Source organism: Paramagnetospirillum caucaseum (assembly GCF_000342045.1).
GTDB lineage: Bacteria > Pseudomonadota > Alphaproteobacteria > Rhodospirillales > Magnetospirillaceae > Phaeospirillum > Phaeospirillum caucaseum.
On record NZ_AONQ01000016.1, the window covers coordinates 60,778 to 75,058 of the forward strand.

General features: G+C 64.0%; 12 protein-coding genes and 1 pseudogene. All 13 read right to left on the reverse strand.

Going from position 1 to position 14,281, the window contains the following annotated elements:
- Positions 1 to 47: 47 nt before the first annotated feature.
- Positions 48 to 1,112 (reverse strand): radical SAM protein, encoded by a 1,065-nt coding sequence (locus H261_RS07840; protein ID WP_008616190.1) that lies wholly within the window; start codon positions 1,110 to 1,112, stop codon positions 48 to 50.
- 73 nt (positions 1,113 to 1,185) lie between these two features.
- A complete protein-coding gene (locus H261_RS07845; RefSeq protein WP_008616191.1) occupies positions 1,186 to 2,112 on the reverse strand; it encodes a transketolase family protein in 927 nt (308 codons plus the stop codon).
- On the reverse strand, positions 2,112 to 2,939 hold the full coding sequence (locus H261_RS07850; RefSeq protein WP_008616192.1) for a transketolase: 828 nt from the start codon (positions 2,937 to 2,939) through the stop codon (positions 2,112 to 2,114). The genes H261_RS07845 and H261_RS07850 overlap by 1 nt, the downstream gene beginning before the upstream one ends.
- Complete coding sequence (locus H261_RS23290; RefSeq protein WP_008616194.1) at positions 2,936 to 4,504, reverse strand: aminoglycoside phosphotransferase family protein; 1,569 nt, start codon at positions 4,502 to 4,504, stop codon at positions 2,936 to 2,938. Before H261_RS23290 ends, H261_RS07850 begins: the two co-directional genes overlap by 4 nt.
- Positions 4,504 to 5,502 (reverse strand): NAD-dependent epimerase/dehydratase family protein, encoded by a 999-nt coding sequence (locus H261_RS07860; RefSeq protein WP_008616196.1) that lies wholly within the window; start codon positions 5,500 to 5,502, stop codon positions 4,504 to 4,506. The genes H261_RS23290 and H261_RS07860 overlap by 1 nt, the downstream gene beginning before the upstream one ends.
- Positions 5,503 to 5,515: 13 nt before the next feature.
- Positions 5,516 to 7,045: a PfkB family carbohydrate kinase gene (locus H261_RS07865; protein WP_008616198.1), complete on the reverse strand. Its 1,530-nt coding sequence runs from the start codon at positions 7,043 to 7,045 to the stop codon at positions 5,516 to 5,518.
- Positions 7,042 to 8,040 (reverse strand): SDR family oxidoreductase, encoded by a 999-nt coding sequence (locus H261_RS07870; protein WP_008616209.1) that lies wholly within the window; start codon positions 8,038 to 8,040, stop codon positions 7,042 to 7,044. The genes H261_RS07865 and H261_RS07870 overlap by 4 nt, the downstream gene beginning before the upstream one ends.
- 125 nt (positions 8,041 to 8,165) lie before the next feature.
- Positions 8,166 to 9,737, reverse strand: coding sequence for a B12-binding domain-containing radical SAM protein (locus tag H261_RS07875; RefSeq protein WP_008616211.1), 1,572 nt, complete (start codon positions 9,735 to 9,737; stop codon positions 8,166 to 8,168).
- Positions 9,738 to 9,752: 15 nt separating this feature from the next.
- Positions 9,753 to 10,793 carry a 6-hydroxymethylpterin diphosphokinase MptE-like protein gene (locus H261_RS07880; protein WP_008616213.1) on the reverse strand — a complete coding sequence of 347 codons (1,041 nt, stop codon included), beginning with the start codon at positions 10,791 to 10,793 and terminating at the stop codon, positions 9,753 to 9,755.
- A 2-nt stretch (positions 10,794 to 10,795) separates the two neighbouring features.
- Positions 10,796 to 10,972, reverse strand: coding sequence for a hypothetical protein (locus tag H261_RS25400; protein WP_161625016.1), 177 nt, complete (start codon positions 10,970 to 10,972; stop codon positions 10,796 to 10,798).
- 23 nt (positions 10,973 to 10,995) lie between these two features.
- On the reverse strand, positions 10,996 to 11,688 hold the full coding sequence (locus H261_RS07885) for an acylneuraminate cytidylyltransferase family protein (protein ID WP_008616218.1): 693 nt from the start codon (positions 11,686 to 11,688) through the stop codon (positions 10,996 to 10,998).
- Positions 11,685 to 13,469, reverse strand: coding sequence for a hypothetical protein (locus tag H261_RS07890; protein WP_008616220.1), 1,785 nt, complete (start codon positions 13,467 to 13,469; stop codon positions 11,685 to 11,687). The genes H261_RS07885 and H261_RS07890 overlap by 4 nt, the downstream gene beginning before the upstream one ends.
- A gap of 2 nt (positions 13,470 to 13,471) precedes the next feature.
- Positions 13,472 to 14,281 (reverse strand): annotated as a pseudogene (locus H261_RS07895) (N-acetyl sugar amidotransferase); the annotation flags it as partial.

The following is a 14,281-nucleotide window of genomic DNA, read 5'->3' on the forward strand; positions in this document are numbered from 1 at the left end:
GTGTCAGGAAGGGCGCCGCGCTGGCGGCTGTCACCCACCGTTTCTCATCAGACGAATACGCCATGGTCCGGGTCGATGGACAGGACTTCGTGCAGCGCCAGGTTCTTGGTGTGGGTCACGCAGTGGTGGCGGCACATCTGGGATGGATCGAAAGCGAAGAGCTTTTGGCGGTTTTCTTCCGAGAACCAGTAGTCACGAAACGAACGATCACGGATCGACCCCAAGGTTCCCTCGGCGGTATATGCCTTGTCCTGGCAGGTGTAAACCGAAAGATCGGCCCCGATGACGGTGAGGAATTGCAGGAACGGGCAGGTGGTATAGCTCTTCTCGAAGCGTTCCTCGGTTTCATGAAAATGGTTCAGCACCCGGAAGGTGTCGGTCTGCAGGGCCATGGCCTGGTCGATCTGGCTGGTGACCACTTCCATCAGCTCGCGATGATAGGCGTTGTTGGCCGTCACGTCGTTGGCCACCACCGCAGCGGACAGCTTGACGTGGTTGACGCCGACCTCGCGGAACATCTCCACCACCTCGGCCACGCGGCGGTAGTTGTTCTTGCCGATGATGAACGAGACGCCCAGAACGCATTTGGTGCCGGTGGCGACGAAATTGCGCATGTTGGCCATCAGGCGGGTGAACTCGCCGTCCTTGGCCCCGCGCGAGGCGACATAGCTTTCGTCGTCCCAGGCATCCACCGAGACGCGGACCCAGGTGCCGTGGCGGGCGAAGGCTTCGGCGACCCGGCCCTTGAGGTTCGATCCGTTGGTGAGCGTCGCCACCTTGACCCCGCCCGCGGCCAGTCTTTCGATCACCTCGGGCAGGGTCTTGTAAAGCAGTGGCTCGCCGCCGCCCGAGAATGTGACGGCCCTGACTCCCATGGCGACGATGTCATCGACGATTTCCATCATCTTGGCGGCGGGGATCTGGTCGTTCTCGTCCATGTCCTCGCCGAGCTTGAGATCATCGGTGCGATAGGCGCAGTACCAGCAATGGTGATTGCAATGGTTGATAGGCTTGATTCTGATGTGTACGGGCGCCGCCACGCGGCCTTCCCGAAGGGCCGTCAGCTGGTCCGGGAAGCCCAGGAATTTAAGAGCGCTGTACAGGGTGGCCATGGATGGAGTTTCCTCGGGTTGGGCTCACGATAGCGCCGACTGGCGGCTCTGGATGGAGGCGGTGATGGGCCGGTCAGGTCTGGTTCAACCGTCCGAGGACGCTGGCGGCGATACCCTCGGGGTGCAGGCCGTACAGTTCCAGCATGCTGTCCTGTGAGCCATAGGTGCGGGTGAAGGAATCGGGCAGCGCCAGGCGCAGGATTCTGGACAGTCGTCCACCCCGGTCTGCCAGGGCCTCCAGCACGGCGCTTCCCAGGCCGGCGGTGAGCACATGCTCCTCGACGGTGACCAGCAGGTCCACCTGGGCCGCCAGATCGGCGATGGCGGCCACATCCAGCGGCTTGACCGTATGGCAATGAAGGACACCGGCCTCGATGCCGGATTCAGCCAGCAGGCCGGCGGCCCGCAGGCAGCGTTCACTCATCACGCCGGTGGAGATCATGCCGACCCGACCGGCGGGCTTCAGGGTGATGGCCGTGCCGATGGCAAAGCCGTGTGCGGCCTTGGACACCACCGGGTCTCCGCCCTTGCCGAAGCGGACATAGACCGGGCCGGGATAGTCCAGGGTGGCGGGAATCAGGCGGGTCATCTCCTCGGCATCCACCGGGGCGATGACCGTCATGTTGGGCAGCGCCCGCAGGATGGCCATGTCCTCGATGGCCAGATGGGTCGGTCCCAGGGGGGCATAGACCACGCCGCCGCCGCTGGCCAACAGCCGCACCGGCAGCTTGTGCAGGCAGAGATCGACGGCGACCTGCTCGTAGCAGCGCCGGGTCAGGAAGGTGGCGATGGTGTTGACGTAGGGGATGAACCCCTCCATGGCCAGTCCGGCGGCCATGCCGATGATGTTCTGTTCGGCCACGCCTTCCATGAAGAAGCGATCCGGCATCTCGGCCTTGAATTTCTTCAAGGTGCCGACGCCGAGATCGGAGCCGACGAAGACCACACGCTGGTCGCGCTTGGCCAGTTCGTAAACCTGGTCGAGGGCGGTCTGGCGCATCAGGTGTTCTCCAAAGCGGCATACATGGCGCTGATCTGGTCGGGGGCGATCTTGGACTTGTGATGCCAGGAAGGCTCGTTCTCGGCGAAGGGAATGCCGCGCCCCTTGATGGTGTGGCAGATGATCGCAGTCGGCTTGCCCGTCTCGGCGGGGGCGGCCAGAACCTGCCTGAGAGCGTTGGTGTCGTGGCCGTCCACCTCGATGGCGGCGAAGCCGAAGGCCCGCCACTTGTCGGCCAGGGGCTCGAGGGGCTGGACCTCGGAGACGAAGCCGTAGGATTGGATCTTGTTGTAATCGACCATGGCCACCAGATTGTCGAGCCCGTGCTTGCCGGCGCTCATGGCCGCTTCCCAGACGCTGCCCTCGTTGATCTCGCCGTCACCCATGGCGACGAAGACCCGTGTTCCGCTCCGTTTGATGCGCGCCGCCAGGGCCATGCCGACGCCGATGGACAGGCCGTGGCCCAGCGCGCCGGTCGAGGCTTCGACGCCGGGGATCTTGCCGGCCTCGGGATGGCCGCCGAGATAGCTGTCGCGGTGACAGAACCGGCGCAGTTCCTCCACGGGGAAATAGCCCTTGTCGGCAAGAATGGCGTAGAGCGCCAGGCATCCATGGCCCTTGGAAAGGATGAAACGGTCACGGCCTTCCCATTTGGGCTCTTGGGGTCGGTGGCGCAAGATGTCGTCGTAGAGAACCCGTACGATTTCGATCAGCGACAGGGACGAGCCGAGATGGCCCCGGCCACCGCCGTCCAGGGCGTCGATGACCAGACGCCGGAGCATCTTCGAGCGGTTGTCCAGGGGTGGCGTATCGTTGCGCAGCGTCATGGATGTGCTTCCAGGGTGGCGGAAAGAAGGGCTTGGGCCTTGGCGAGCTGGCGGGCCTCGGCGGCCCGGCGGTCGCCGGCGCCCGCCAGGGCGCGCCGGACCCAGCGTTCGGGCAGGAACTCGTTCAGGATGATCATGCACCAGCGGAGCGCGTAGAGCGGCAGGAACAGCCTGAGGCGAAGGTCGAAGGCGGGATCGGCGCCGTAGAGCCGCCCTGCCCCGTCCAGGAACCGTTCCTTCTGTACCGCTGTCAGGTTCATGCCGGGATGCAGCACGAAATCGGCGGTCAGCTTGACCGGATCGTCCCAGCCGAAATATTCCAAATCCAGGAAGGTCAGGCCGCCATCGGGCCGCCGCAGCGCGTTGTGGAAGCCGAAATCAGAGGGCGACAGGGTGCGATGGCGGGGTGGCAGTTCGGCGGCCAGATCCATGTTCCGTCCGGCGGTGTCCACCAGCCGGGCCTGGGCGGCGGAGAACCTCTCCAGGAAGGCGGCCAGTTCAGGGTATCCGGGGGCCACTTCCGTCAGCCGTTCCAGACGCCAGCTGATCTGGGCAACCAATTCCATCCCCGACAGGCAGGCTTCCGAGGCGGGGGGCAGTGCCTGGGCGCCTTCGGCCTCCCGCAGCCCATGCAGGCGGTGGGCAAAGGCCAGGGCGGCGTCGATGTCCCCCTCGCCGGAACCGGTCACCGGCTGGCCTTCGATCCAGGAATACAGCGCGAAGCCGTCCGAGGGCTCGGCGGCAAGGGCCCGCGGCACCTCCGCCACCCCGTGGGAGCCAAGGAAGGCCAGGGCAGTGAATTCGGTACCCAGCCGGTCACGGGAATCCTCGGCCAGGGATGGGTAGGACTTCAAAGCCAAGGTGCCTTGGGCCGTCTCCACCCGGTAAAGCCGGTTGTTGCCGCCGCCATTGGCCCGGCTCAGACCCGAGACGGGGCTTCCCCTCATGCGGGCGGCGGCTTCCAGCGGAGTCAGCAGATGCCTGGAGATGGCGGAGAAATCGGCGAAGGCGAGAAATGGCCCCTGGGGCAGGTTCTGATGGCCGGCGGCGAACAGGCAGGCCTCGGTGCGGGCGGGAAACCCCGGCTCGCGGAACACCTCTTCCAGGTCGTCGACAAAGGCGTCGAGGTCCATGGCGGCGATGCGGGCCACCTTCTCCTCCCTGGTCTTCTCGAAATATACCCGCTCGCGCGCGATGAGTTCGAAAAAGCCGTTGGCCTCCAACCAGTCCCGCGCCGCCTGACGCAGGTCTACGCGGTCGGGATCGAAATGGCCGTACTGCGTCTTGTGGCTGACCACCACCAGCTCGGCGCCGCCGGCCTTGGCCCGGCGCAGGAAATCCATCACTCCCGGCATGGGCTGGGCCAGCGGCATATGGTGGCCGTACATCCGCCCTTGCAGCCGCATCCAGGCGGTCTCGCCGTCGGGCAATCGACGGATGACCTCCCGCACCTGATGCTTGCCGCCGGTAAAACCCTCCGGCAACAGCCCCCACTCCGCAGCCACCGACCGGAACGCGGAATCGTAGCTGGCAATGGTGTTGTCGAAGTCGATGCCGATGCGCACTACTTCAGCTCGACCTGCTGCATGCGCTTGATGTTGAAGTACATGGGGTTGTTCAGGGGGTCGGTGAGCTTGCCGCTCTTCATGGCCTCGGCCAAGCCGCGCACCGCGTCCTCGATGGTGTATTTCAGCTCGAAGCCGATGTCGTCGCGGATCTTCTTGCCCGACACATGGTAGGAGCGGGGATCGTTGGTCGGCAGCGTCTCGATTTCCACATGCTCGCCCACCACCTTACGCACGATCTCGGCCAACTGCGAGATGGGGAAGTTGGTGTCGCCGGCGTTCCAGATCTTGCCGTCGATCTTCCCGGCCGGCTGGTCCAGCAGGTAGAGGTAGACGGCAGCCATGTCCTCGATGTGGATGTTGGGCCGCTTCTGCGGGCCGCCGGTGACGCGGATCTTGCCGTTGTTCACCGCCTGGTTGGTGAAGATATTGACCACCACGTCGAGGCGCTGGCGCGGGGCAAAGCCACAGACGGTGGAGGGGCGGATGGTGCAGACGGTGAAGCCGGGTGCGCGCTCCTCCAGCAATTCCTGCTCGCACAGGGCCTTGAACCTGGAATAGTCGGTGAGCGGCTCCAGGCTCAAATCCTCGGTGACCTCGGGCTCGTCCTTGATGCCGTAGACCGATGACGACGAGGCGTAGATGAAGCGCTCCACGCCGGCCCGCTTGGCCGCCTGGACCAGGGGGCGGAAGGCGTCATGGTTGATGGAGCGGCCCAGGTTGGGGTCGAGGTCGTAGGAGGGATCATTGGAGATGCAGGCCAGATGGATGACCGCGTCGCAGCCCGACAGTGCTTCTTCCACCTTGCTGATGTCGCGGATGTCGCCCTTGATCTCGCGCAGGCCGGCATGGCCCTTGAGACCCTCGAACACCTCGCCGTAGAGATACAGGTCGAGCACCGTCACCTTGTGGCCGGCCTCAAGCAGCTTGGGCACCAGCACCGAGCCCACGTAACCGGCGCCGCCGGTGACCATCACGTTCCAGGTCCTGTTCGACATGGGAGATCTCATCCTACTTGAGCAGAGTGGTGATGAATTTGACCAGCGGCGGCTTTTCCACCGAGCGGCGGTGGCCGACGATACCGACCTTGATGGCGCCCGCGGCATTGCCGACAAAGCCCACATGATCCATGCGCCCGCCCGCCGCCACCAGCGGCGAGGTCACCGCCAGGAAGGCGTCGCCGGCGCCGACCGTGTCGATGACCGTCTTGGTGAAGGCGGGGATACGATGGACGCCATGTTCCGGCTGCCATGCGGCGCAGCCGTGCGACCCCATGGTGATCATCACCCGCGAGCAGGCCACCCGCTGGGGAAGCGTTTCGGAGGCAAGGGTGGCGACATCGGTGACGCGGTCGCCCAGGGCCAGGCGGATCTCCGGCATATCGATGCAGATGTAATCGGCGCGCGGATAGCGGGTGATCAGGTTGAAGCCCATATTGGCGCTGTTGCTCTGGGCATTGACTGCCAGGAAGCGTGCGTTGCGCGTCGCGGCGTCGATGACCGGCATGGTCAGCAGACCGTGGCCGAAATCGGTGATGATGGTGAGATCGCAGTCCTGGGCGCGCTCAGCCACCAGATCCGCCACCTGGGACTCGATGCGGGCCCCGTAATAGCTGTCGTCCATGTGATAGACTTCGAACAGCTTGCGCATATACGAGGGGTCGACGAACCGGCATTTGCGGGTGGTGGGGACGTTGGGACGGCGCAGGATGTGAAGCTTGACGTTGGGATGGACGCTGGCGCGAACCAAATCCTCGTAGCTGTCGTTCTCGCCCAATACCGTCACCACTTCGACCTCGCGGCAGAAATTGGCGACGTGGTTGGCTGCGGCGATGACGCCGCCGGCGAAGATCTCCTTCTCGCGGTAGAGCGTGGCGATCATGTTTTCCTTGGGCGACTTTCCCAGGGGTCCCACATACTGATATTCGTCGATGATGGTGTCACCGACCAGCAGCACCCGGTAATCCTTGACCTTCTCGATCAGGGCGGCGATCTCGGCCCCGGCGCCCTGCTGGCGGAAGTCTTCGAGATAGTCGCGCAAGGGCGAGTCGTAAACGTCGAGATACTTGTTGATCAGCGAGGACGAGCTGAAGGTGATGTCCTTGGTGAACACTAGGCGACCGCCGTGGCGTTCCACCGTGTCGCGTTCGGAGACGATCTTGCCGGTGACGTCCTCTTCCGGATTCTCGTAGTCCGATCCCTTGACGTAGACATCGGGCATGATGGTGTTGAGGACGGGCTCGGCGCTGGAATCGTGGTTGATGCCGACCCAGTCGATATAGCCCAGCGCCGCGACCATCTCGGCCCGCAACAATTCCGGGAAGATCGGGCGGCCCGGTCCCTTGTTGACGAAGCGGTCGGCGGTCAGGGTGACGATCAGCACGTCGCCATGGCTGTGCGCCGCTTCGAAATGGCGGACATGGCCCATGTGCAGCAGGTCGAAGACGCCGTGGCAAAGCACCACCTTGCGGCCTTCATTGCGGGCGGTGGCGGCCAGTTCGGCCAGCTCGGCCAGTGTCTTGATCTTGTCACGGGCCGTCATGTCGGCTCCCCCTTGCCGAGATATTTGAACCAGTCGACCGTGGCGGTCTTGATGGTGTCGGGCGTCCAGACCGGCGCATCCGACCAGCAATCGATATGCTTGAGCAATTCACCGACACCTTGCTCGAGCGACACCTTGGGGCTCCAGCCGAGCAGGCGCTTGATCTTCGAGATGTCGGCCCAGGTGCAGTCCGGCTCACCCGGCCGCTTGGGGATGTGCAACACCTCGCCCTGCAACAGTTCGACGATGCGGTTGACGGCATAGGTGCCGTCGGAGCCCACATTCATCACCTCGTTGCAGAGATCGGAAGAGGCGGCGGTGAAGAAGGCATCGGCCACGTCGGTGACGAAGGTGAAGTCTCGAGTCTGGGTACCGTCACCAACCACGGTATAGGGCTTGCCGGCCAGTTTCTGGGCCAGGAACACTCCGAACATGGCGCCATAGGTGCCTGCGGTGCGGTGGCGCGGTCCATAGACGTTGAACAGGCGCAGGCTGACGACCGGCATGTCATAGGTCTGGCCCCAATGCAGCACGTATTGCTCGCCGACCCACTTGGTCAGGGCGTAGGGATACATGGGCCGGGGCGGGGCGGTTTCCGGTGTCGGGAAGGTGTCGGGAAAACCGTAGGCCGACGACGATGCGGTATAGAGGAACCGCTTCACGCCGGCGGCGCGGGCCGCTTCCAGTACGGCGATGGTCCCGTCCACATTGGCGTGGTGATAGATGCCCGGGTTCTTGATCGACGGAACGATGTCGGCCATGGCCGCCAGATGGAAGACCCAGTCCACGCCTTCAAACAATGGCCGGATTGCTTCAGCCTCGGTGATATCGATCTCGTGAATTTCCAGCGCGGGGTTGCCGGCATGCTGGCTCAGATTGTCACGATGACCGCAGGCGAAGTTGTCGATGACGCGGACCTTGTGCCCCTCGGCAAGGAGGCGGTCCACGAGGTGACTGCCGATAAAGCCGGCACCACCGGTCACGAGAGACTGCATGGGAAAAGCGCTTCCTTTGATTCTGAGCGGAGTTCCGCCTCCCTCAGAGAGCGGCGGTGCCGCGGGCGGCGTGATTGTTCATAGACTGAACTCCGCCGTCAAGACGATTCCAAGGTGTTGGGAACTCATACCTTGGTGGCGGCGACGGATCCGACCACGTCGTCGGCGGGGTCCTGATACAATGTCGATGGCGCATTCCCGGCAACGCCATGATTCCTGCGCCAGATGCGTTCGTACTCGTCCAGGTGCCGGTAGTCGAAGTTCAGCATCATGTCGCGCAGGCCGAGCAGCTCGACCGCATTGAAATTATGGCTGATGGTGGCGGTGATCTTGGTGGCGTCGCCCAGGTCCAGGATGAAGGCTTCCAGGTTGCCGCCGTATTGCGCCTCGATGGCGGGGCGGTAGACGGTGAACCATTCCGATCCTGGATAGGGCGTGGCGAAGTGGGGCTTGACCACGATGCCCAGCTTGGTCCACGCCTCCATGTTGAGGCGGATGGACTGGAAATCCTCGTTGGGGAAGCCGATGATCTGGTTGGGCACCGGTCGGATGCCGGATTCCAGGGTGGCGAAGAAGCTGCGGATGTTGGTGGTGGGCGTGGCGCCCTTGCCGATCAGCTTCATCACATGCGGCGCGAAGCTCTCGTAGCCGTAGACCAGATGGGCGCAGCCGGCGGCGCGCATCATCTTCAGGATCCCGGGTGTGCACAGGGTGGCGTGGCTGGTGCCGGCCCAGCAGATGCCGTCCCAGCTGCCGTCCTCGTGGAATTTCGGAGCCAAGCCGTTCTCGTGCCACTTGCCGCAGATATCCCTGAGCCAGGTCCGGCCCGAGGCCTGGTCCATGGTCATCAGGTTCTCATCCAGGAAGGTGATGAAATTAACCTGATACTTGTCGTGCAGATGCTTGACCAGGCGCACCACGTAATCCGGGCTGTGATAGCGGATGGTGCGATCGTACTGGCCGGGACGGTCGAAGCTGACGCCGGTGATCTCGCCGTCCTCGGCGGTCTCGTAGCGCATGTCGCCCGAGATGCCCAGGTGGTAGCAGTAGCGGCAGATCATGGAGCAGCCATAGGACATGTTGATGTCCAGGCGGCGGCTGGCCAGCATGCCCTCTTCCGAGAACAGGGCGGCGGAATTGGGGAAATACACTTCCTCCAGCGGGAACAGGTCCCAGGCCGGATAGGGCAGGGAATCCAGGTCGTGGATCAGGGGCCGCGCGGCGGTGATGACCAGCCTGTCGCCCTCGCCCCGTGAAATGGTTCCGAGCACCTTGGAGAAATCGTGGCTGCCGGTGTCGATGGTGGCCAGGATCTCCGGCCAAGTGACGAAGCCCTCGCCGATGCAGCCCACATCCACTTCGGGCAGCCAGGTCATCATCTCCTTGGGCAGCGAGGTGATGACGCCGCCGCCCAGGACGATCACGGCATTGGGGCAATGGGCGCGGGCGGCGCGCACGATCTTCCTGATGGAGCCGTAGGCGGTGGTGATGCCGCCCAGGGCGATCACCTCCCAGTCGTCGGCATCCAGGACCTGGGCCAGGACGTCGTCACCGGCTCGCCAGCCATTGGCGTCGAAGACCTGGACCAGATGGCCCTTTTCCATGGCGATGGCCGACAGCAGGGCGATGCCATAGGGAACGTGGCGGGGAACGTCTTCCTCGCGGACCACCGGATTGATGAACAGGACCTTGGCCATGGAGCGGACTGAGCCTTATGAGTGGCGGCCGAGGAAATCGGCCAGGGGTTCGAAGACGATGGGGTCGCCGAACAAGATGCCGCCTTCGGTGCAGTTGAAGGTCTGGCATTCGGGATGCGCGTCGCCTGCCATCTGCAGGAAGGTCTCGCGGTACCACATATAGGCGGGGTCGGTATAAAATTCAGTGCCCGTGTAGGGATTGGGAATGCGGATATAGACCGAATCCAGATTTTCCTCACCCACCAGGCTGACCGCCTCGTGATAATACTGGGTGTTGCGGTAGGGCGTGTCGCCGTAATACGAGAAGTCCATACCGGTCAGCGCCACCTGTTTCTTGCCTAGCACCGCCGAGGCCATCATCCAGCAGGCGGCGCCCACATTGCCGCCGGCATTGACGCAGGGAAAGCGGTTGAGGGCGTAAAGCTCGCGGGTCTTGCTGCCTTCGGTGTCGGGGTCGTCCAGCATGGGATTCCACCAGTAGACCTGCATGCCGGTTTCCATCACCCGCTCCACCACCGCCTCGGAGGCCGAGCTGGACAGGGCGATGCGGATCTTGGAGCCGTGCTCGTTCAGCAGGCCCATGATCTCCTGGTTGGCCTTCATCTCGTCGGCGAAGGCCGGGTCCATGTCCTGGCGGCGGTAATAATCATCGGCGCCAAGCTTCTCGGGGGTCAGCCGGGTGTCACCGAACCACCGGACGATGCGGGTGGCGTGAGGATCGAGCGTCACGGTCAGATCGGGAACGACGCCATTGCGCAGGCAATAGAGCAGGGCGCTCTCGGTGCAGACCACGGCTCCCTTGAAACCGGATTCCCGGATGGCCCTCAGCGGGTCCTTGCGCTTCACCGAAGGCCCGGCGGCGATGACGATGGCGGCGTCGTTCTCGCCGACCTTCTCCTTGCGCAGCGCCGCCAGTGATTGGCCGTGGTCCTTGAAGCGCAGATTGAAGCGGGCATTGTCCAGGGCGGCGCCGCCGATCCGGTCGCGGGTCATGCGCTCCATGTTGGCGACCAGCTTGCGGCCCAGCTCGCCAGGTCCCTCGGTGATGGTCGCCATGCTTACTTACCGCCCTCGTCCAGGTCCCACAGCACCTTCTTCTTGGCGACGAAGGCGATGGAGCCGCCCAGATGCTTCAGGGCCTCGCGCTCGAAGCGGTCTTCCAGGGTTTCGGCGCCCCCGGCGTCTTCGATCTTCACGTCCTTCTTGGTCTTGAAGTTACCCTTGAGCACGTCCATGACACATCCTCCTGGTTACGGTCTCAAACTTGGCCGGCGGCGGCGATGATCGCCTTGGCGATGATCAAGTCGTGAGCACTGTCGATATCGACCGAGCGTTCGCGCGGCATCAGGCTGGCCACGGTTTCGGGCGACATGAATTTGCCGTTGGCGCGCAGCCAGGCGATCTCGGCCACGTAGACCGCGCCGTTCAGCGCATAGGCCTCGGGCAGGTCCTGGCGGCGGCGGCCCTCGATTCCGGGCACGACGGGGCACATGCGGCCTCCCTCGCCCAGGGTATACATCCAGTAGGGCGACTTGCCGGGGTCGCAGACGGTCAACGCGCAGGGTGCCTCGCGCTCGGCCATGGTCTCGACGCAGCGGTCGATATCCTCGGCGCTGCGCAGGGGCGAGGTCGGCTGCAGCAGCACCAGAACCTCCCAGCCGCCGCCCAGGCTGTCCACCGCGTGGAACAGGGCGCCTTCGATGGGGGCGGTGTCGGTGGCCAGCTCGACTGGGCGGTCCACCACCGTGGCGCCCCATTGCCGAGCCACCTGGGCGATGGCCGGGTCGTCGGTGGTCACCGCCACATCGTCGACATAGCGCGAAGCCTTTGCCGCCTCGATGCTCCAGGCGATCAGCGGCTTGCCGCCCAGCGGCGTGATATTCTTGCCGGGCAGCCCCTTGGAACCGCCGCGCGCCGGAATCAGGGCGATGACGCGCCGGGTGCCGATCATACGGCGTCTCCGCGGATGTGGGCCAGCGGCAGGCAGATATTCTCGTCCGGTTTGGGGGGCAACCCCATCACTTCCCTGACCACTGCCATGGGGAAGCGATTGTCCAGGCGGATCAGTCCATCGAAATTGTGCCAGGGATAGGTATCGCGGCCCTCTTCGATGGCGCGGATGCGTTCGACCAGTTCCTCCGCCGTAGTGAAGCACAACCGGTCGAATTCCCGGTAATAGAACGGCATGTCGGGTGAATTATTGTCCTGCACGAAGGTTGGCGTGCCGTAATAGATGCCTTCAGCGCCCAGGGTGGAATGGGTGGCCACGGCATAGCCGCCGGTGCGCAGGAACTCGTAGGTCACGTCGATGCCGGTATCGGAGACCACCAGATTGGGTGGGGCAGGCGGATCGCCGTCTATGAAGCGCTGGAACACCGACGGCGCGCCCCGCTTGCACTTGAAGAACACGGTGCGCTCGGGCATCAGGCGGGCAAGATCCACCGTGACATCGACGATGGCCTCGTCGTTAAGGGTGCTGGACACGAATACCATGATGTCGCGGCTGCGCTCCCGGCGGATCTGCATCATCTGGGCATGGCTCATGCCGAAGGCGCCCAGCGGCACCGCCCGTATATGGGCTGGCCAGCGGGCATGGTAGTATTTTTGGTAGAGGTGCATGCCGAAGCAGAAATAGACGTTGTAATCCTGGATGCGCCGCAGCGGCGACAGGATTTGCGACGAGGGGATGCCGTGGGCCATGCCCATGGAGGTGCCGCCGATCCGGCGCAGTTCCTGGCTGCGGATCATGTGGTCCGAGTTGATCTCGTCGCGGCCCCAGAAATTGGCGAAGCGGTGACGGCGGAACAGAGCCCGGTAGGCGACGCGGTACCACGCCAGCCGGGCCAGCTTCAGGAAGGTGAGGGGCGGAAGCCGCCAGAAGGCCGCGATCAGGCCAGCCAGATCGGCCAGCGCCCCGCCCAGGGCCTGCATCGCTTGGCCGGGCAGGAACCGGCCATCGCCGAACAGGCATTGGCTGAAGCCGGCCAGGTCGTAGTCGCGGTTGGCAACGGCCCGGATCGCTTCGTCGTGGAACATGATGCAGCACTGTTCACGGCTGTCCACGATATCGCCCAGATTGTGAACCAGCCGGATGTCCTTGGCGAAGGTCGAGCCCAGCAGGAAACTCCGTCCCTCGGGCAACTGGCCGACGACGCGCCGCGCCACCCACAGCAGGGTGAAGGCCATCACCACCAGGGCCATCAGGAGGTTGGCCGGTAGCCGCAGCAGGGTCCAGGGCGTTCCCCCGTGGATGGGGCGCTTGCCGTAGATTTCGGCCATGCGCGTGGCGGTCGGCGAGATGCCGATGAACTCGGCCCCGCCACCGGCTTCCCGGTTGATCAGCTCGACCATGTGGGCAAGGCGTCCGGAATCGTAGATCTCGCCCCAGCAGGTGTGCTTGTAGGGCAGGTGATAGGCGGGATTGGCGGTTTCGGCCTCGGAGAAGCGGAAATACGCCTCCACCCACGGCTCGACCGTCAGGAACAGATCGGTCATGTCGTGGTAGTTGATGTTCTCGAGGATACGGACCAGGGCGGGCGAGGACTCCCCCGCCCGGACCATCTTGCCCTCGGCCAGCCATCTGGCTGCGACCCGCTCCAGCCAGGGCCTGCTGCGTTCCCACATCGGCTGGATCTCGATCAGCGCCAGGGGGCGTCCGCGCAGGATGGCCCAAGCCGCGGCGGGAAGGCTGGCTTCCGACAGGATCAGGTAAACCGGAGGTGCGGACGTCACGTTCAGCCCTCGGCCTCCCAGATGGGCTTCTTCAGCTTCCAGCCGTTGCCGCTTTGCTCCCACAGATGATCCGAGCGCCAGGTGTCGCAGATCTCCAGGAAAGTCTCCTCGGTGATGTCCAGATAGTCCATGCAGAACTGGAAGTACTTGCGCGGGTATTCCCCGTCGAAGCGCTTGACCAGGGCGATGCCTTCCTCACGGCTGATCTTGCCGTCGCGGATCTCGTGAGCGGTATCCGAGGTGGTCCGACCGATGCCGAACTTCACATGCATCAGGTAGTAATGCAGGCAGTCCAGCTTGTCGTCGAGGCTGGCATACTTGGAATAGGTGCCCTCGCTGCGCTCTGGATTGGGCGTGAAGGCGGTGTGCTGGGAGCAGTAGTAGAAGTTCTCCTGCGGGTCCCAGAAGTGGTAGTAGCCGAAGAAGTGGATCTCCAGGCCCTTTTCCTTGATCCGTTCATAGGGCGGAGCCTTGTAGGGAACCAGGTCCTTGGGATCAACGCCGTATTCGGCCCAGGCCTCGGGCGGCAGGTTGGAGAAATAGTGGCGGTCGTGGTCGCTGATCTCGCGGGTGGCACGGAAGGCGTTCTTCATCTCGCCGCCGTATTCGACCTCGCCGTTCTCGCCATACATCAGCAGGGGGATGTCGAAATTGGCGGCGATCTGCAGGGGATAGTTGGTCTGGCCGTAGATGAAGGGCTGGAAGGGATCGCCCAGATGCATCAGCGCCAATTTGGACAGCAGCCGGTGGACGCGGCCATCGGCGAAGCCGGTGATGTTGTGGAAGCCGGACATGATGAAGTCCTGCTGGTT